This is a genomic window from Cohnella boryungensis, from assembly GCF_042651945.1.
GTDB classification, from domain to species: domain Bacteria; phylum Bacillota; class Bacilli; order Paenibacillales; family Paenibacillaceae; genus Cohnella; species Cohnella boryungensis.
The window spans coordinates 24,630-40,775 of sequence record NZ_JBHSED010000012.1 but is presented as its reverse complement, the minus strand read 5'-3'; the positions used below and the strand labels follow the sequence as shown (position 1 = coordinate 40,775).

19 protein-coding genes and 1 riboswitch are annotated in these 16,146 nt (G+C 54.1%); of the genes, 2 read left to right on the top strand and 17 right to left on the bottom strand.

The genetic code is table 11. The annotated features are described in order from the left end of the window. Nucleotides 1-106 precede the first annotated feature (106 nt). Nucleotides 107-301, top strand: coding sequence for a hypothetical protein (locus tag ACFO1S_RS07780; protein ID WP_204605240.1), 195 nt, complete (start codon nt 107-109; stop codon nt 299-301). A gap of 90 nt (nt 302-391) precedes the next feature. Here ACFO1S_RS07780 and ACFO1S_RS07775 read toward each other — a convergent pair whose 3' ends face one another. The 15 genes from ACFO1S_RS07775 to ACFO1S_RS07705 all read right to left on the bottom strand — a co-directional run bounded on the left by ACFO1S_RS07775 (nt 392) and on the right by ACFO1S_RS07705 (nt 13,614). Then, a complete protein-coding gene (locus ACFO1S_RS07775) occupies nt 392-1,036 on the bottom strand; it encodes a 50S ribosomal protein L25 (RefSeq protein WP_204605239.1) in 645 nt (214 codons plus the stop codon). Nucleotides 1,037-1,089: 53 nt separating this feature from the next. Further along, nucleotides 1,090-2,046 carry a ribose-phosphate diphosphokinase gene (locus ACFO1S_RS07770; protein ID WP_204605238.1) on the bottom strand — a complete coding sequence of 319 codons (957 nt, stop codon included), beginning with the start codon at nt 2,044-2,046 and terminating at the stop codon, nt 1,090-1,092. Nucleotides 2,047-2,065: 19 nt separating this feature from the next. Beyond that, nucleotides 2,066-3,463 (bottom strand): bifunctional UDP-N-acetylglucosamine diphosphorylase/glucosamine-1-phosphate N-acetyltransferase GlmU, encoded by a 1,398-nt coding sequence (gene glmU / locus ACFO1S_RS07765; protein ID WP_204605237.1) that lies wholly within the window; start codon nt 3,461-3,463, stop codon nt 2,066-2,068. A gap of 117 nt (nt 3,464-3,580) precedes the next feature. Next, a complete protein-coding gene (gene spoVG / locus ACFO1S_RS07760) occupies nt 3,581-3,865 on the bottom strand; it encodes a septation regulator SpoVG (RefSeq protein ID WP_035119511.1) in 285 nt (94 codons plus the stop codon). Nucleotides 3,866-3,976: 111 nt separating this feature from the next. After that, nucleotides 3,977-4,375 carry a RidA family protein gene (locus tag ACFO1S_RS07755; protein ID WP_204605236.1) on the bottom strand — a complete coding sequence of 133 codons (399 nt, stop codon included), beginning with the start codon at nt 4,373-4,375 and terminating at the stop codon, nt 3,977-3,979. Nucleotides 4,376-4,392: 17 nt separating this feature from the next. Continuing rightward, nucleotides 4,393-5,217: a pur operon repressor gene (gene purR, locus ACFO1S_RS07750; protein ID WP_204605235.1), complete on the bottom strand. Its 825-nt coding sequence runs from the start codon at nt 5,215-5,217 to the stop codon at nt 4,393-4,395. Nucleotides 5,218-5,318: 101 nt separating this feature from the next. Beyond that, a complete protein-coding gene (gene ispE, locus ACFO1S_RS07745) occupies nt 5,319-6,176 on the bottom strand; it encodes a 4-(cytidine 5'-diphospho)-2-C-methyl-D-erythritol kinase (protein WP_378126548.1) in 858 nt (285 codons plus the stop codon). A 169-nt stretch (nt 6,177-6,345) separates the two neighbouring features. After that, nucleotides 6,346-6,528, bottom strand: a complete 183-nt coding sequence (locus tag ACFO1S_RS07740) for a small, acid-soluble spore protein, alpha/beta type (protein ID WP_204605233.1) — start codon at nt 6,526-6,528, stop codon at nt 6,346-6,348. A gap of 143 nt (nt 6,529-6,671) precedes the next feature. Beyond that, nucleotides 6,672-6,947 carry a biofilm formation stimulator Veg gene (veg, locus tag ACFO1S_RS07735; protein WP_204605232.1) on the bottom strand — a complete coding sequence of 92 codons (276 nt, stop codon included), beginning with the start codon at nt 6,945-6,947 and terminating at the stop codon, nt 6,672-6,674. A 160-nt stretch (nt 6,948-7,107) separates the two neighbouring features. After that, nucleotides 7,108-7,986, bottom strand: coding sequence for a sporulation peptidase YabG (yabG, locus tag ACFO1S_RS07730; RefSeq protein ID WP_204605231.1), 879 nt, complete (start codon nt 7,984-7,986; stop codon nt 7,108-7,110). A 71-nt stretch (nt 7,987-8,057) separates the two neighbouring features. After that, nucleotides 8,058-8,933, bottom strand: coding sequence for a 16S rRNA (adenine(1518)-N(6)/adenine(1519)-N(6))-dimethyltransferase RsmA (gene rsmA / locus ACFO1S_RS07725; RefSeq protein WP_204605230.1), 876 nt, complete (start codon nt 8,931-8,933; stop codon nt 8,058-8,060). A gap of 6 nt (nt 8,934-8,939) precedes the next feature. Further along, nucleotides 8,940-9,491 (bottom strand): ribonuclease M5, encoded by a 552-nt coding sequence (rnmV, locus tag ACFO1S_RS07720; RefSeq protein WP_204605229.1) that lies wholly within the window; start codon nt 9,489-9,491, stop codon nt 8,940-8,942. Between the two features lie 166 nt (nt 9,492-9,657). Further along, a complete protein-coding gene (locus tag ACFO1S_RS07715; protein WP_204605228.1) occupies nt 9,658-10,815 on the bottom strand; it encodes a G5 domain-containing protein in 1,158 nt (385 codons plus the stop codon). A gap of 278 nt (nt 10,816-11,093) precedes the next feature. Continuing rightward, a riboswitch (cyclic di-AMP (ydaO/yuaA leader) is annotated at nt 11,094-11,311 on the bottom strand. 179 nt (nt 11,312-11,490) lie between these two features. Continuing rightward, complete coding sequence (locus ACFO1S_RS07710) at nt 11,491-12,264, bottom strand: TatD family hydrolase (RefSeq protein ID WP_204605227.1); 774 nt, start codon at nt 12,262-12,264, stop codon at nt 11,491-11,493. Nucleotides 12,265-12,321: 57 nt separating this feature from the next. After that, on the bottom strand, nt 12,322-13,614 hold the full coding sequence (locus ACFO1S_RS07705; protein WP_204605226.1) for an HD domain-containing protein: 1,293 nt from the start codon (nt 13,612-13,614) through the stop codon (nt 12,322-12,324). A gap of 330 nt (nt 13,615-13,944) precedes the next feature. Here ACFO1S_RS07705 and ACFO1S_RS07700 point away from each other — a divergent pair, with 330 nt between their 5' ends. Continuing rightward, entirely contained in the window at nt 13,945-14,199 is a 255-nt protein-coding gene (locus tag ACFO1S_RS07700; RefSeq protein ID WP_027086730.1) for an AbrB/MazE/SpoVT family DNA-binding domain-containing protein, read from the top strand. Between the two features lie 114 nt (nt 14,200-14,313). Here the strand turns inward: ACFO1S_RS07700 and rsmI are convergent, their stop codons facing one another. Beyond that, nucleotides 14,314-15,261, bottom strand: coding sequence for a 16S rRNA (cytidine(1402)-2'-O)-methyltransferase (gene rsmI, locus ACFO1S_RS07695; RefSeq protein WP_378126546.1), 948 nt, complete (start codon nt 15,259-15,261; stop codon nt 14,314-14,316). Continuing rightward, a complete protein-coding gene (locus ACFO1S_RS07690) occupies nt 15,258-16,094 on the bottom strand; it encodes a tRNA1(Val) (adenine(37)-N6)-methyltransferase (RefSeq protein ID WP_204605225.1) in 837 nt (278 codons plus the stop codon). The genes rsmI and ACFO1S_RS07690 overlap by 4 nt, the downstream gene beginning before the upstream one ends. Nucleotides 16,095-16,146 lie beyond the last annotated feature (52 nt).

Below are 16,146 nucleotides of genomic sequence, written 5' to 3'. Positions count from 1 at the left end.
CGACAATTTCTAAAAATAATTATTTCCCTCATGCAACGAATGCCAGTCCTCGCGTGTCCTAAAGGATACAGAACTTAAAGAGAAAGAGGGGTGAATTGATGTGTACATGAACGGCCAGATGATCTACGACGATCAACACTTCCTGGATCATATGTGTTCGCAAGTCCCCGTGCAAATTTATTGCGGGAGACGGCATAGTGACATCGGGTTCATCGAATATTATGGCAAAGAATTCGTTCAGGTCAACAACATTTTCTACAATCGCAAACAATTTACCTTCGTGTCCAGACCCGGTTATTAAACGGTTGTTTCTCTCAACACGATTCTAACATAAAATAAAGGCCGCGCAGCCGCGCGGCCTTTTCTATTCCAACCCACTCAACTGCCCGCTTCAATCCTTCTCCACAGCCAGCGCAGCCTCCGAATGCTTGCGATCTTCCTCTGCCTCGTCCTGCATCGCTTCAAGCTCCTCTTCGGTGCGCTCTTTCTGCGGAGCCAGCACAGCCACCACAATCGCATCCGGCTCTTGCGTCGCGACAACGCCGCTGGGCAGCGCCAGATCGCCGACAGTCAGATGCTCGCCCATCTCCAGCGCGCTCACATCGGCTGTAACGGCTTCGGGAATATCCTTCGGATAACACTCGATGCCGATCTCGTGAAGAACAACCTGAAGCATGCCGCCTTCCTTCTCCCCGGGGGATACTCCGGTCACCTCTAGCCGCGCAGAGGTCGAGATCTTCTTATTCATGTCGATTCTGCGAAAATCAACATGCATGACCTCGCGGGAAATCGGGTCTCTCTGAAGCTCAGAGAGCATGACAGGCTGCTTCCCCGCCCCGGGTACCTCCATATCCATAACGGCATACGGAGAGCTTCTCAGCATAGCCGATAATGCCTTGGCGTCTATCGTAATCATGGCAGGCGTGTCCATTCCCTTGCCATAGACCACTCCGGGAACCTTCCCCGAATTCCGAATATTCCTCAGTTGACCCTTAGTTGAAACTTCTCGCGAATGCGCTTGAAGTGTCGCGCTCATGCTTGATCCCCCCTCAAAAGGTATAGCCTTGTTTTACCCCAGGGGGAGACGCATTAAACATGGGGCTCGAACAGATCGCTCAATGACCGTTGCTCATGCACCCGGACGATCGCTTCTGCCATAAGGGGAGCAACGGACAATACCTTCACCTTATCGGTACCGCAAGGCATCTTAAGCGGAATCGTGTCCGTCACAACGATCTCCACCAGGGGCGCCGAGTGCAGACGTTCGATGGCCGGCCCGGACAGCACCGGGTGCGTGCAGCAAGCATAGATCGCTCCGGCTCCGGCCTGGGTGAGCGCATTCGCCGCAAGAGCGATTGTGCCCGCGGTATCGATAATGTCGTCGATCAGGATCGCCGTTCTGCCGGATACGTCCCCGATAATATTCATCACCTCGACGACTCCTGGCTCCGGACGACGCTTATCGATGATCGCAAGCGGCGCTTGAAGGGTATCTGCTAGCCTGCGGGCGCGAACGACCCCGCCGTGATCCGGCGACACGACGACAGGCGAGGCTAACCTCTTGCTCTGGAAATAATCTCCGAGAATCGGCACGCCGAGCAAATGATCGACGGGAATGTCGAAGAAGCCCTGAATTTGCATCGCGTGCAGATCCATAGCGATTACACGGTGCGCCCCTGCGGTCTCGATCAGATTCGCGACCAGCTTGGCGGTAATCGGATCTCGGGAACGGGCCTTTCGGTCCTGTCTGGCATAGCCATAATAAGGCATGACCACATTGATCGTCTTGGCGGAAGCCCGTTTAAGGGCATCCACCATGACGAGCAGCTCGATTAGATGATCGTTCACGGGAGCGGATGTGGACTGAATGACGTATACATCGCTTCCCCTGACGCTGTCTTCCAGCTGAATATGAATCTCCCCATCGCTGAACCGATTCATGATGGCATTGCCCAGCTCGACTCCGATATGGCCGGCGATCGACTGAGCCAGCTTGGGATTAGAGCTGCAGGAAAAGAGCTTAAGCGTTGGATCCGAATAGGCCATTGCGCATTACCGCCTTTGTTTATTCGGTGACTTTGGCTTTCTTAGCCCGTGCTTGTGCACGGATTCTCTCTGCATAGCCCGGCTTGTTGACCTGCCGTTCGCGGGCGATCGCGAGATCGTTCTCCGCCACATCGTGCGTGACCGTAGAGCCCGCCACGACGTAGGCTCCGGTGCCGATCTTGATCGGTGCGATCAGATTGGCATTGCTGCCGATGAAGGCATTGTCGCCAATCTCGGTGATTGACTTATTATATCCATCGTAGTTGGCCGTAATCGCACCGCAGCCGAAGTTGACTCCGGAGCCGATGACGGCGTCTCCGATGTAGCTCAGATGAGGCACCTTGCTATCTTCTCCGATTGTCGCGTTCTTAATCTCAACGAAATCGCCGACCTTGACGCGGCTGCCCAGCTTCGTTCCGGGACGCAGGTATGCGAAGGGGCCGACATTGCAAGCTTCCCCGAGCATGGCGCCTTCGGCAACGGTCTGACGCAACGCAGAACCGTCTCCTACGACCGTATCGGTAAGATCGGATGCCGGACCGATGACGCAGTCCGATCCGATCGCGGTACGTCCTCGAAGATAGGTGCCGGGGTATACAATTGTATCCGCACCGATAGTGACATCGCTCTCGATATAGGTGTTAGCCGGATCGATCAGAGTTACGCCGTTAATCTGGTGCCGCGTCATGATTCTGGTGCGCATGAATTTCTCAGCCTCGCCTAAGGCGATACGATCATTTACCCCGATTGCCTCGGATGAATCAGGCGCAAGATAGGCCGCGACCGTATGGCCTTCCTTTCTCAGGATGGCAATCACATCGGTCAAGTAATACTCGCCCTGGGCATTGTTGTTCGTTACGTGCTCCAAGGCCTGAAAGAGCTTGCGATTGTCGAAGCAATACGTTCCCGTATTGATTTCCTTAATCGCCGCCTCTTCGGCCGAGCAATCTTTATGCTCCACGATCCGCTCCGCTCCGCCGTCCGCGCCTCTCACGATTCTCCCATAGCCGGAAGGCTCCGCCAGCTCGGCTGTCAGTATCGTCGCCGCCGCCCCCTGGCTCGTATGGAGGCCGATCATCGCCTGCAAGGTTTCCGATCTGACGAGCGGCGTATCGCCACAGATCACGATCGTTACCCCCTCCTCGTCCTTCAGCAACGGGGCCGCTTGCAGAACCGCATGGCCAGTACCTAATTGCTCTTCCTGACGGGCATACTCCACCTGCTCTCCAAGCTTTTCTTGAACCGCCTCGGCCCCATGTCCCACAATTACGACCGAACGCTCGCAAGAGGCTCCTTTTACAGCATCCAGCACATGCTCTACCATCGGCTTGCCGCATACGGCATGCAAAACTTTATATAGCTTCGACTTCATACGCTTGCCCTGTCCCGCAGCAAGCACGATCGCCATTTTTTTCATCGGTTGAGTAAACCCCTTTCTTCCAATCCGCTTTCATACTTTCTCCAGCATCATAGCTTATTCTAACACAAATGAAAAGAGAGCCTGATTAAGGCTCTCTTCTCTAGGCATTCACTATTAAGCCCCTTCAACCATAACTTCTTCATCTTGCGCAGCCCGCTCATATTCAGCCAGCACTGCGGCTTGAATTTTCTCGCGCGTTCCGGAAGAAATTGGATGAGCAATGTCCCGAAACTCGCCATCCGGGGTCCGCTTACTCGGCATAGCGACGAACATGCCATTGTTCCCGTCAATGACGCGAATGTCGTGTACCACGAATTCGTTATCGATGGTGATCGAAGCAATGGCCTTCATGCGCCCCTCCGAATTGACGCGGCGGAGTCGTACGTCTGTAATTTGCACCTTGTGTTCACCACCTTTGTCCCATCAGAAAGACTTGGTGTAATATTCCACAAAATCGTGCAGATTCCTTCTTAAATATGGAAAAACTATTGCTAAAAATCAAATAAATTTTTAATTCTTTACAGTTTCGACAGGGATCGCCGCGATCAATTCTATTTCGACAAAAACATCCTTTGGCAGTCGAGCAACTTCGACAGTCGACCGTGCAGGCGTATGCGCCCCGAAGTATGAAGCATAGACCGTATTGAAGTCCGCAAACTGATTCATGTCCTTCAGAAACACGGTCGTCTTAATGACATCCTGGAATCCGGCGCCCTCAGCAGCCAGAACAGCCTTCAGGTTAGCCAGTACCTGATGGGTCTGTTCCTGAATGGTTCCGACGACCAGTTCGCCTGCCGGAGTCAGTGGAATTTGTCCCGAAGTGTACAGCATATTTCCTGTGCGCACGGCTTGCGCATAAGGTCCGATAGCTGCCGGAGCCTCGGTGGTGGAGACAATTTTAAGAGCCATGTTGTAACGTCCTCCTTCTAGTAGAAAAAGTTGCCTGGCTGAACCTTGATTTGACGCGTCTTCAGATCAACTTCCGTCAAGCGGGCCAACGAGACGTAATCATGCAGCAGCCGCTCCTCGTTATCGACCTCGCCGGATTCCGCGAATACGCCGACCCCCGCGACGACGGCCCGGAATTCGTACAGCAGATCGACCATTCCCTGAATCGTGCCGCCCGCCTTCATAAAGTCGTCGATGATGAGCACACGCGACTCTTCCTTCAGCGCCCTGCGCGCCAGAGACATCGTCTGAATTCGCTTGGTCGAGCCGGAAACGTAGTTGATACTTACCGCGGAGCCCTCGGTCACCTTGTGATCCCTGCGCACGATAACGACCGGCAAATTCAAATACTGCGCGGTCGCATGCGCAAGGGGGATGCCCTTCGTCTCTACGGTCATGATGACGTCGATATTGCGATCGGCGAACGCCGAAGCGAACATCCGCCCCACCTCTTGCATCAGCGAGGGCTGTCCCAGCAAATCCGTCATATACAAGTACCCGCCCGGCAGCAGCCGATCCGGCTGTTCCAGCTCGCGGCAAATCAAGCCCATGCGCTCCAGAGCCTGATCCTTGCGGCACTTCGGCACGAATCGTACGCCGCCGGCCGCTCCGGCAAGCGTATTCAACTCTCCGATGCCTTCGTCCTCGAATACTTCTTTAATAATCGCCAAATCCTCGCTAATAGACGACTTGGCCGACTGATACCGCTCCGCGAAAGCTGTTAGGGAAATTAACGTATGGGGACGGGCCAATAAATACTGCGTCATCTCCACGAGCCTGGCGCTCCGTTTCAATTTCTTCACGTTCCCCTCTCCCGTCCAAATCCGAATAATTTACCTGTATCATAACACTTTTATACGGTTTTATACAAGGTAAGCACAAGGAACTGCCCTTTCGGGAAGTATTATGTCAACATTCTTGCCACATAGACTTCCTTGCAAAATCCTCTTAGCCCGTTATAAACCCTAGCCACCTTGACTTCCTTCGAGACCAACCCGAATACGGTAGGGCCGCTCCCGGACATTAATACACCATCCGCTCCCGCCTTGATCATGCAATCCTTAATCTGTTTGACCTCCGGATAGCGGTTCAGCGTGACATTCTCCAGCACATTGCCCAGCTCTGCGCACATGTCCGGGAAGGATTGCCTGGAAAGCGCGCTAAGCATGTTCGGGATCGACGGATGCTCCTTCAACTCGTTTACACGAAACTTGCCGTACACATCTGCCGTGGAGACGTTGATTGGCGGCTTGGCCAGAATCACCCAGCACTGCGGCGGAGGAGAAAGACTCTCCAGCTTCTCGCCGCGTCCACGCGCAAGCGCGGTTCCCCCGCGAATGCAGAAGGGCACATCCGAGCCCAGCTCTGCGCCCAGCTCCTCCAGCTCTGCCGTGGGCAGCTCCAGATTCCACAGCCGATTAAGCCCTCGCAGCGTCGCGGCCGCATCGCTGCTGCCCCCAGCCAGCCCGGCGGCTACCGGAATTTGTTTGTCCAGGTGGATATAGACGCCGCGCTTGACTCCGTAGCGTTCTTTAATCAGTCTGGCTGCCTGAAAGGCCAGATTCTTCTCATCGAGGGGAATAAAACCCACTTGGCTGGAGAGCACGATTTGATCCCGCGGAAGCTCCTCCATCTCAAGACGATCCGCCAGATCGACCATGGTCATGATCATCTCAACCTCATGGAAGCCGTCTTCGCGCTTTCGCAGCACATCAAGCACCAGGTTAATCTTGGCGGGTGCTTTCTCGTATATTTTCGACAACGTATCCTCACCAACTTCCCCAAGCATAAACAGTCTGTTGCGGCATAGAAGAGGGCGTGTCCAGCCCTCGGAACCTTTACATAATTATAGCAAAGGAACTCTTCAAATGCGAAAAGAGAGCGAACCCCCGCAGCCATGCGGGAATTCGCCCTCTCCTTCGAGTCGGCGGCTACGGACGCGAAGAACGGGCCGCCGCTTGCTCGGCGATCTCGATCGCCCTCTTGACCATGTTCCCGGCGTCTTTCGTGCGTATGCCTCCCCAGCCCTCGCGCTGGACCGTATCATAGATGCCCAAGTCCTTCGCAAGCTCCGCCTTGAATGGCTCCGACATAACGCTTCTTCTTCTGCCCATCGTAGTTTTCGCCTCCTGTATCGCAGGTGTCGTCGAATGCGGCCCCGCACTCGTTAGAATGCCTCCGGCTTTCCCCGCGCATGCAAAACGGGCAGCATAGCGCTGGGAACCCGGCGCGATGCTGCCCGTACTATTCAACCGTGTCAATGCGATAAATAATTGATGCGAACCTGGCCATCGTCATTGCAGAGCATGACTTCCACGGATTCGGTCAAGATATCGGCATAGCTGTACGAAACCCGCTTAAACGTGTGCTGCTCTTGATCCAGCTTGACAATGAAAACCGATGGGTAGATTTCTTCCAGTACCCCCGTGCGTTCGATGGTCTTGCGTCGTCCACCGTTGGCGCGGAGCATGATTTTGGAGCCGACATGCGGTTCCAAGCTTCGTTTGATCTCCAGAAGCGCATTTTTAGCCATGATCCACTACCACCTCTTTCCCTGTAAATTATATCTAAAATCAGGGGAGGTGTCAAATGAATCAAAATATTATAACAACGATGCTGATTTTCTGTCAACGGTCATTTTCCTTGAAGGGACAGGCCTTTTTACAAACCTGCATTTTTCCCCTTTTTTTCCGTCACAAAATGTTCACATTTTGTTCGCTCTCCACCGTTTTCAGATTAGGGACCCCTATCCGATAGCGCCCCATCGTTTCAATGCCGCCTACTCCCTGCCTGCCGCTGATCGTATGCGCGATGACATCGGAAATGTTGATCGTATCGCGGAACGGCGTAAAAGACGCCCGTACGGCCACATAGACGGGGTCTAGCGCATGAATCATGATTCGGCCCGGCGAGCTTGCGAAATTCGCTCCTGCCTGCAGCAGCGCTTCAAAATGAGATTGGCAGGCTCCCGCTACAACGACCAGCGAATCGCGGCTGCGCTCGTATTCTCTGGCTACGTTGACGGCCTGAACGAAGTTCAAGGAGTTTTTGTAGCTGCTTAATTGCTGAAGGTCCTCTCGCTGCTTCAGCACGCCGTCATGACCTGTGATCACGACGATGTCCGGCTGGAACTGGGGCAGCATCCGCAGCAGCATATGCGGCATCTGCGACTCGTGGCAATGAATGCCTTCCGCAGGCACTTTGAGCTGCGCGTATACCTGCATGCTCTTCTTCAAATAATTGGCGTCCCCGTCCAGATGGAGCACCTTGCCCGGCATTTCGAAGAAGGGTTGACGACGATCGTCCGGCGCCGTCGTATAGCCTGCACGATCGGCTTGACGGCTCCGTTCTTCGCGAATCCGCCGCAGCGATTCATTCGCCTGAATGCGCGCCAGGCGCGTCCCTCCGAGCTCGTCCGGATTTCGTACCGTTCGAAGATCGGCGACCGGCGCGTCGGCCAACAAGCGGTAATCCATCCCTCTCAATACGGCTTGCTGCGCAGTGAAAGCCGCAACGCGGAACAAGACGTCCCCGCCATAGGATTTCCGTACGACTAGATCCCCCTGCTTCATGGGCCAATCACCTCTTCGTCTATCCTATGGGGCGGAGAGGCAATGGGTGCGCGTCCGGATACAGATCCCCGCTAACTGAGCAGACCTTCCCGGCTCAGCATCTCGCAGAGCCGCGCAAACTCCTCAAGAGACAGCGTCTCGGCCCGACGCTCGGGCTGAATCCCGCACTCCCGGAGCAAGTCGGCAAGCTCTCCCTTGCGCTCCTTGCCAGATAGAGCGGTCAGGTTGTTCGACAGCGTCTTCCGACGCTGAGCGAAGGAAGCCTGAACCACGCGGAAAAACTTCGCCTCATCCGGTACGCTTACCGCAGGCTCCGATCTGCGCTTCAGCTTGATTACAGCCGAATCGACGTTTGGGGCGGGAATAAACGCCTTGCCCGGGACGACGCACACAAGCTCAGGCTCGCAATAATATTGGACGGCAATGCTTAAGCTGCCGTAATCCTTGCCTCCAGGCTTGGCAGACATCCTTAGCGCGACTTCCTTCTGCACCATAACTACGATGTTCTCGATGGGCAGATGCTCCTCCAGCAGCTTCATGATAATCGGCGTTGTTACGTAATAAGGCAGATTAGCCACGACGCTCACGCCGGAGAGACCGGTGAATTGCTCTTTCCACAGCTGCGTCAGATCCGTCTTGAGAATGTCTCCCTGCACAATGCTGACATGGGCGTGCGGAGCCAGCACATCGCGCAGGATCGGAATCAGCCGCCGGTCGATCTCGACCGCTGCAACCTTGCCTGCGGCATGAGCCAGTCGTTCGGTCAAGGACCCGATGCCCGGACCGACCTCCAGCGCCCCGCGCGTCTCGTCCAGCTCCGCGGCTGCGATAATCTGATCCAGTACGTTCTTGTCGATCAGGAAGTTCTGGCCCAGGCTTTTCTTAAACGTAAAGCCGTGCTTGCGAATAATTTCGCGAGTTCGGTTTGAAGTTGCGATATCTTGCATAATTATCTATCGTCCTTCCTGCTCCATCTGCTCCAGAGCGGCTGCAAATTCAGCCTTCGTAATCCGGAACATGAGACATCTCTTGTGAAATTGCTTGCCGTTCGCATATCCGATGCCCAGAAGCTCTCCCATCCGCTCTCTGCGGCGCGCCGAGGCCTGATGAACGATTAGCCCCGCTTGCAGCAGATCGCTCCATTCGATCTCCGAAGCCCTGTCCTCGTTCGTCTCCGGGCCTCTCACGCGCTCCAGCGCGCGGCGAATCGCTTCATCCGAGGCGTGCTCTACGCCGATTCCTTTGCTCGAACGCGCTTCGTCCTTCGTCAGAAACGCATGCTTGCAGCCCGGCACACGTTCGGAGACGATCTTGCGGATGCGTTCGCCTGGAGCGTCCGGGTCGGTAAGCACGATGACGCCCCTGCGCTCATAGGCGAGCTCAATACGTCTGAGCACGTCCTCTCCAATCGCGGAGCCGCCCGTCTCGATCGTATCCGCCCCTACCGCCCTGCGGACCGCAGTCGTGTCGTCCTTTCCTTCCACGACAATCATTTCATGAATCATCTGTTTTCATTCCGCCTTTACGAAACCGTTCCTACAAGCGTATACGAGATTGAAGAAGACGGCAAGTCGCTCTCGCCTGGAAGCGGTGAATGCAAAAAAATCGGGAAGGCGCCCGCAGGCCCTTCCCGATTGCACGCTTATATAATCGCTTGCCAATAGATGCCCACTAGTCTGCGGACGGCTTGACCGGACCGATCACGTACACCGTAAATCCGCGCTTCAGGCCAAACTTGTTGACATGCGCTTCGCTATCGTAGTAGACGTCGATCTTCTTCCCTTTAATCGCACCGCCGGTGTCCTCGGCCCTACGGAAGCCTATGCCTTCGATGTATACCCACCAGCCGATCGGAATAACCTTCGGATCGACCGCGATCGTGCGCCCTTCCTTGACGATGGCGCCTGACGATGTCACGCCATAGCCTACGTCGCCCTTGGATTTCCCAGTAGAAGCGAATCCCGCCGAATAAGCGGTCAGCGTTACATTGCTGAGCATCCGCTTTATTTTGACGCTTTTGCCGTTCAGCTTGACGACCTTGGCCTCCCCCGCCGACGGAGCCCCATTGTAAGACAGCGTCACGACTTCCGCCTTCTTCTTCGTGCCTACGGCTACGACCTTCTGTACGGCAGGCTGAGCCACCGTTTTCTCAATCAGTTCCTGACTGACCAGCTTGCCATCCTCGTAGACGCGCTCGGTCTTGAAAACGACCAAACCGTTCTTGCCTGCGGAGATGACTTTTGTATTGCCTTCTTCGAGCTCTGCGTTGTTTTTTTCTACGATCTTGAAGGCGATCGGATGCTTGGTCTCTGTGACTTCTTTACGCACCCGGACGACCGATACGGTCATCCCCTCCTCCAAGGGTTTATCCGATGCCGGACTGATCCGGTCATGCTCGGATAGGTTGATGTTCAACGAGTCGATGACTCCCCCAACGGTATCTTCCGTCGAATAAGCAATTTGCTCACGTCCATCGGCCTTGATCTTGACGCTGACCGCGCGGTCAATGACCAATCGGCTTCCCTCTTGCAGGGTGTCCGTGGCATTCATCGAGACCCGATCATACGGCCCGATGAAGATGTTCTGCTCTTCCAGAAATCCAAGCACATTCGAGGTCTTGGTTTTCAGAACAGTTGTGATGCCTCCGTCCACCATTGTGACATTCTTGGTCGCCGCCTTCTGCAGCAATGACACGAACATGATGGTAACGGCAAAAACGAGTATTGCGCCTAATAAGGCTGCACGCAAATGCTCATGCTTCCAACGCAGTGCGAAAAGCTTGCCGGTCGGTCGTTGATCATGGGTTCCCTCAACAGGAATAATGCCCATATCCCGTTCCTCCTTCATAGCCCCGCCGTCGACTGTAATGCATGATACTTTGTCAGACGCGACTAATCCAAAATGGTTAACGACGCTTCGCTGCTCAGACCGAATTTTCGCGGTTTCGGCTGAGTCGGCTAAAGGCCGCCTTCCCCAGTTGTTCGCGCTCTTTTTTGAAGAGCACGAGCCTCAGCATCCTTTTTTTCAACACAAAAAGCCACCGAGACAGAGGATCTGTTCGTGGCTTCCGCATGTAGAAAGAAGTTGGAATGTTGCGGCACGAGGTTGACCTCTCTCTATCACGCTGGCGGGGTTAGCTGTCGGATTCGGGCAAAGAGAGTTGCCCTAACGGCTGCATGGCAGGACGAGTCACTCAGATAGAGGCGCGTCTTGACACTTGCCGTATTCACCCCAAGATTGCTCGGACCGCTTTGGACGCCTGAATTCATCGTCGCCGCGTTGGGTCCCCCACTCTTCCGTTCGGAAGATTAAGCGCACTGGAAAAGGATTGTCATATTCAAACTTTCTGTTGAAGATCATAACCTCTTTACGATCTAGGTGTAAAGACGTTGCATTGGACGAATTTGACCGTTTTCACGGAAAATCGCTTCAATGGGGAGGATTATACGGACTAAAAGCCAGTTTTTTCTTCAAACCAGTCCGTTTTCCTCCCTAATATTCCGTTTATCTCGTTAAGCCCAAACAGCGCCGCCCGTTTTCGCTAGTTATTTTTTCAATTTCTTCCACGGATATGGATTTAATTTCAGCTGCAGCCTCAGCAACCAGGCGAACGTAAGCGGACTCATTTCGCTTTCCACGATATGGGTGAGGAGCCAAATATGGGGCGTCCGTTTCCAGCAATATGCGATCCAACGGAACACGTTCGAGCACTTCCTTAGGTACCCTCGCGTTCTTGAAGGTAACCGGTCCGCCGAACGAGATATAGAAGTTCATATCCAGGCATTTTTTCGCCGTCTCCCAGCTGCCCGAGAAGCAATGCATGATGCCTCCCACCTCTTCGGCCTTCTCCTCCTTCAATAGTCTGACGACATCCTCATGGGCATCGCGATTGTGAATGACAATCGGCTTGTTCAATTTTCTGGCCAGCCGAATCTGTTCGCGGAACACCGTATGCTGAATCTCCTTCGGAGACGTGTCCCAATAATAATCCAGCCCGATCTCCCCGATCGCTACCACTTTCGGATGACTGCAAAGCCGTTCGATCCAGGCCAGATCCTCCTCCAGCCTCATATCCACAGCGTCGGTCGGATGCCAGCCGACTGCCGCGAAGATATACGGATATTTCTCCGCCAGCGCCATGGTTGAAGGAATCGTTTCGCGGTTAAAACCTATATTGACGATCGTATCGATCCCGGCCTCAAGAGCGCGGGCAATGACCTCCTCGCGGTCGTTGTCGAACTTGGGTGAATCCAGGTGAGCGTGCGTGTCGATCAGCATGTCGCAAGTTGTCTCCTTCTATAGGTAAATTCAAACATCCCATACTATTTTCTTCTATTATATAGACAGCTTCTTGCGGGTTTCGGGACTGAGCCGATCCGCGAGCGGCAGCACCTTCTCCGCCGGGTAATAGATGTAATACTTTCCTCGGTGCAAGCCTGCGATAGAGCGGATAATATCCGATCTGACGGAGATTTCCGCAAGCTCCTCCTGCTCGTCCAGAAGCAGGATGGGAGGCTTCTCTTTACTATCCGGCAGAGCGCCCGGTTGATATACGTCATAGGGGGAATCCTCCGGCGTATCGACCTCCATGTGGTAGTCCGGGTGAAGTCCGATCCTCTCCCATTCCTGGCGTACGTGATCCAGCCATTCCCGCTCTTCGCCGACCAACGGAACGTACTTGTAAAGCTGCCGATTCAGGAAGCGGCCGCAGAGGTCGGAGAGCAGATCATCCCGTTCTTCCGACCATTGCCCGAAGGCGGTCTGGACCATCGCTTCATCCAGCTTCAAATATTGACCCAACGTAAGCGAGCCGGACAGCAGAGCCCGAAGCGGCGGCAGCAGGAAATCGAATTTGTACCCGGCATGGTACAGCTCGCTCGCTCTCCGAAAAATTTGTCGCAACAAAATGTCGGAGCTTCGGGTCACAGGGTGAAAATACACCTGCCAATACATCTGATATCGGGACATCAGGTAATCTTCCACGGCATGCATCCCGCTTTCCTTCACGACAATTTTCCCTTGATAGGGCCTCAGTACGCGAAGAATGCGATCCAGGTCGAATGTTCCGTAGTTGACCCCGGTAAAGTAAGCGTCCCGCAGCAGGTAGTCCATGCGGTCCGCGTCCAGCTGGCTGGAGACGAGACTGACGACAATCGGCTTCTCGTATTTCTTGCGAATGACCGCTGCAACCCGTTCAGGGAAGAGAGAGTCCACCTCGCGAAGCACGCGGTTGACTTCGGTGGCTCCCAGTACGATCTCGCAGGTCCATTGTTCGTGGTCAAGCCCGAAATTTTGCTCCAGAGAGTGGGAAAACGGCCCGTGTCCGACATCATGCAACAAAGAAGCGCAAAGACTGAGCAATTTTTCCTCTTGCGGCCAATCGACATATCCATTACGCTCAAATTGCGAAATGATTTTCCTTGTAATTTCATATACACCCAGCGAATGGGAGAAACGACTGTGCTCTGCCCCGTGAAAAGTAAGATAGGAGGTGCCTAATTGACGGATTCTTCGAAGTCGCTGGAACTCCGACGTATTGATCAGCTTCCAGATGGTTAAATCCTGCACGTATACCGAATTGTGCACCGGATCCTTGAATACTTTTTCCTCGTGTAATTTCGTCAACATGAACCTCACCTCGATTTTAGTCGTCTTTCGACAAATTCGACCGATTATATCGACATTTGTCGAATAAAGTCGAATAACGTTTTCTTTGCGCCTCGCGTTCGCCAATCTCTTGAATTGCTTAACAATCGCTTGACTGGATAGGATTCTCAGCAATTTTTCATTTATTTTATGCCATTTCAGACCCGCTGATAGGTTGACTTTTTTGGGAATCGTTGGTACGATAGAAAACGGAAAAAAGAGAACTTTGTCGAATGTTGGCGAAAACTTGGACAGGCTTTAATCAAGAGCCGGTTGTTTTTATTTTTTACTATACGAGAGGGGTACTGCCAAATGATGAAATCTACTGGTATCGTGCGTAAAGTTGATGAACTGGGACGTGTCGTTATTCCGATCGAGCTGCGCCGCACGCTCGGAATCGGAGAGAAGGACGCGCTGGAAATCTATGTGGACGGAGAGCGCATCATGCTCAAGAAATACGAGCCCGCCTGCATCTTCTGCGGCAACGCGGAGAATGTAACTTACTTCAAAGGCAAAATTGTTTGCAGAGAATGTTTGAAGGATTTGCCTTCACCTGTGACAAATTAGAGAAAATAGTTTATAATAAAAATTGCATTCAAATAATTGTTAATTCCAACCTTTTTATACTCCTTGCCCCTCCCGGTTTCTCGTCTCGGGAGGGATTTTTTTTGTATTCCTTTCTTAATCTTCCCCGTTCTGCTCCAGCAAAGCCTGATAGACATCCCGCTTCGACAGCCCCCGGTCCGCGGCCGCCGACTTCATCGCCTCTTTGCGAGCTTGTCCCAAGCCTTCATAATGGGCAACATGCCGGGCAAGCGTCATCGATTGCCACCACGCCTCCGTTGAAAGCTCTCTCGTGGAGCTCCCAGGCTCGTTTTCCGAACGCGTTCCTTCTATTATTAGACAGCACTCTCCGAGCGGCTTATTCTGTTCAAGATAGGACAGGCACGCTTGAACCGTTCCTCTCACAGCCTCCTCATGCCGCTTGGTCAACTCCCGCACGATGGCCATCCGCCGTTCACCCCAACGCTCGCTTAAGATAGCCAGCGTTTTCTTAAGTCTGTGGGGCGACTCATAAAAAATTAGCGTGCCGGTTTCCCTCTCCAGTCCGTCCAGCAGCTTGTTAAGTCCTTTACGCTCCCTCGGCGGAAAACCGACGAACAAAAAGCGATCCGTCGGAAGTCCGGACATAATCAGCGCGGACAGAGCCGCATTCGCACCAGGGATCGGTACGACGGGAATACCCGCCGCAACCGCGTCCCGTACAAGCTCCGCGCCGGGATCCGAGATCGCAGGAATGCCCGCATCGCTTACGAGTGCGATGTGTTGTCCCTGCAGCAGCAGCCGGATCAATTCCGGGCCGCTCGCATCCCGATTATGCTCGTGATAGCTCACCAGCCGATTCTGGATGTCGAAGTGAGTCAGCAGCTTGCGTGTCTGCCGGGTATCCTCGGCCGCGATCATCTGCACTTCCTTTAAAGTGCGAATCGCCCGATAGGTCATATCCTCCAGATTCCCGATCGGCGTGGCGACCAGATACAGCGTGCCCGGCGCCTCGCGCACGGAGAAGCTGCGCTGTACGGAAGCCTCTTCGTCCGATTGCTCCACTCGATACCCGCTCTTCTTCACTGTGCCGTCCCCTCCTTTGCTCCAGTCTTCTTCGGCGAGCTTGGCTCACGGCCATTCGGTCGCTTGAAGTCCGGCAGCTCCGCTGCACGGCCATAGAATACCGCCAACAGCTCGGGGGTATACTCCCCGTCTTCCTCGTATACGATAAGCGGCGGCTGCAGTCGTACTTCGGGCTTGCCGTCACGCGTTCCTTCTATTAATACCATATTCGCCTCGGACTCCCTTCTTGGATGCACGAAACGGATTCTTTTCGGTTCAAACCGATAACGGCGCATGAGGTCGAGAATATCGACAAGCCGACTGGGTCTGTGAACCATGGCGACTCTTCCTCCGATTCGAACGGAGCGCGCGCAAGCCGCAATCACATCCTCCAGCTTGCAGCCGATCTCGTGCCTGGCCATCGCCTGATGGTAATTTTCCTTATAATCCCCGCTGCGAAGCGGCAAGTAAGGCGGATTCACCGTAACGACATCGTATCGTTCGCCTTCCGGCTTCCATTCCCGCAGATCGCCCTCGATGATCGTTACTCGATCTTCCAAGCGGTTGCGGCCGACGCTTCTGCGCGCCATATCAGCCAGCCTTGGCTGGATTTCGATCCCGTCGATGACGGCCTCGGTTCTCGTCGTGAGCAGCATCGGGATTACGCCGTTGCCGGTGCATAGGTCGAGAATGCGCCCCTTCGCCGGCACGCCGACGAACCTGGCCAGCAGAACCGCATCCAGAGAGAAGCTGAATACTTCCGGGCTTTGAATAATTTGCAAATCGTGCGTCAGGAGATCGTCCAACCGTTCTCCGGGATGCAGGGGAAATTCCTCATATGGCTCTTCGTTCATGATCGCACACCTTCAATAGAAATAGCTTCAACTGCCTCTGACCCTAGCTTAA

Excerpts from the sequence above, each read along its gene's own strand:
- ACFO1S_RS07770 (WP_204605238.1), bottom strand. The coding sequence starts at position 2,046 with ATGGCCTATTCGGATCCAACGCTTAAGCTCTTTTCCTGCAGCTCTAAT.
- yabG (WP_204605231.1), bottom strand. The coding sequence starts at position 7,986 with ATGAAGCAGGGGGATCTAGTCGTACGGAAATCCTATGGCGGGGACGTC.
- ACFO1S_RS07775 (WP_204605239.1), bottom strand. The coding sequence starts at position 1,036 with ATGAGCGCGACACTTCAAGCGCATTCGCGAGAAGTTTCAACTAAGGGT.
- rnmV (WP_204605229.1), bottom strand. The coding sequence starts at position 9,491 with ATGATTCATGAAATGATTGTCGTGGAAGGAAAGGACGACACGACTGCG.
- veg (WP_204605232.1), bottom strand. The coding sequence starts at position 6,947 with ATGGCTAAAAATGCGCTTCTGGAGATCAAACGAAGCTTGGAACCGCAT.
- ACFO1S_RS07740 (WP_204605233.1), bottom strand. The coding sequence starts at position 6,528 with ATGGGCAGAAGAAGAAGCGTTATGTCGGAGCCATTCAAGGCGGAGCTT.
- ACFO1S_RS07690 (WP_204605225.1), bottom strand. The coding sequence starts at position 16,094 with ATGAACGAAGAGCCATATGAGGAATTTCCCCTGCATCCCGGAGAACGG.
- ACFO1S_RS07700 (WP_027086730.1), top strand. The coding sequence starts at position 13,945 with ATGATGAAATCTACTGGTATCGTGCGTAAAGTTGATGAACTGGGACGT.
- ACFO1S_RS07755 (WP_204605236.1), bottom strand. The coding sequence starts at position 4,375 with ATGGCTCTTAAAATTGTCTCCACCACCGAGGCTCCGGCAGCTATCGGA.
- ACFO1S_RS07710 (WP_204605227.1), bottom strand. The coding sequence starts at position 12,264 with ATGCTGATCGACACGCACGCTCACCTGGATTCACCCAAGTTCGACAAC.
- ACFO1S_RS07715 (WP_204605228.1), bottom strand. The coding sequence starts at position 10,815 with ATGGGCATTATTCCTGTTGAGGGAACCCATGATCAACGACCGACCGGC.
- rsmA (WP_204605230.1), bottom strand. The coding sequence starts at position 8,933 with ATGCAAGATATCGCAACTTCAAACCGAACTCGCGAAATTATTCGCAAG.
- ACFO1S_RS07705 (WP_204605226.1), bottom strand. The coding sequence starts at position 13,614 with ATGTTGACGAAATTACACGAGGAAAAAGTATTCAAGGATCCGGTGCAC.
- glmU (WP_204605237.1), bottom strand. The coding sequence starts at position 3,463 with ATGAAAAAAATGGCGATCGTGCTTGCTGCGGGACAGGGCAAGCGTATG.
- ACFO1S_RS07780 (WP_204605240.1), top strand. The coding sequence starts at position 107 with ATGAACGGCCAGATGATCTACGACGATCAACACTTCCTGGATCATATG.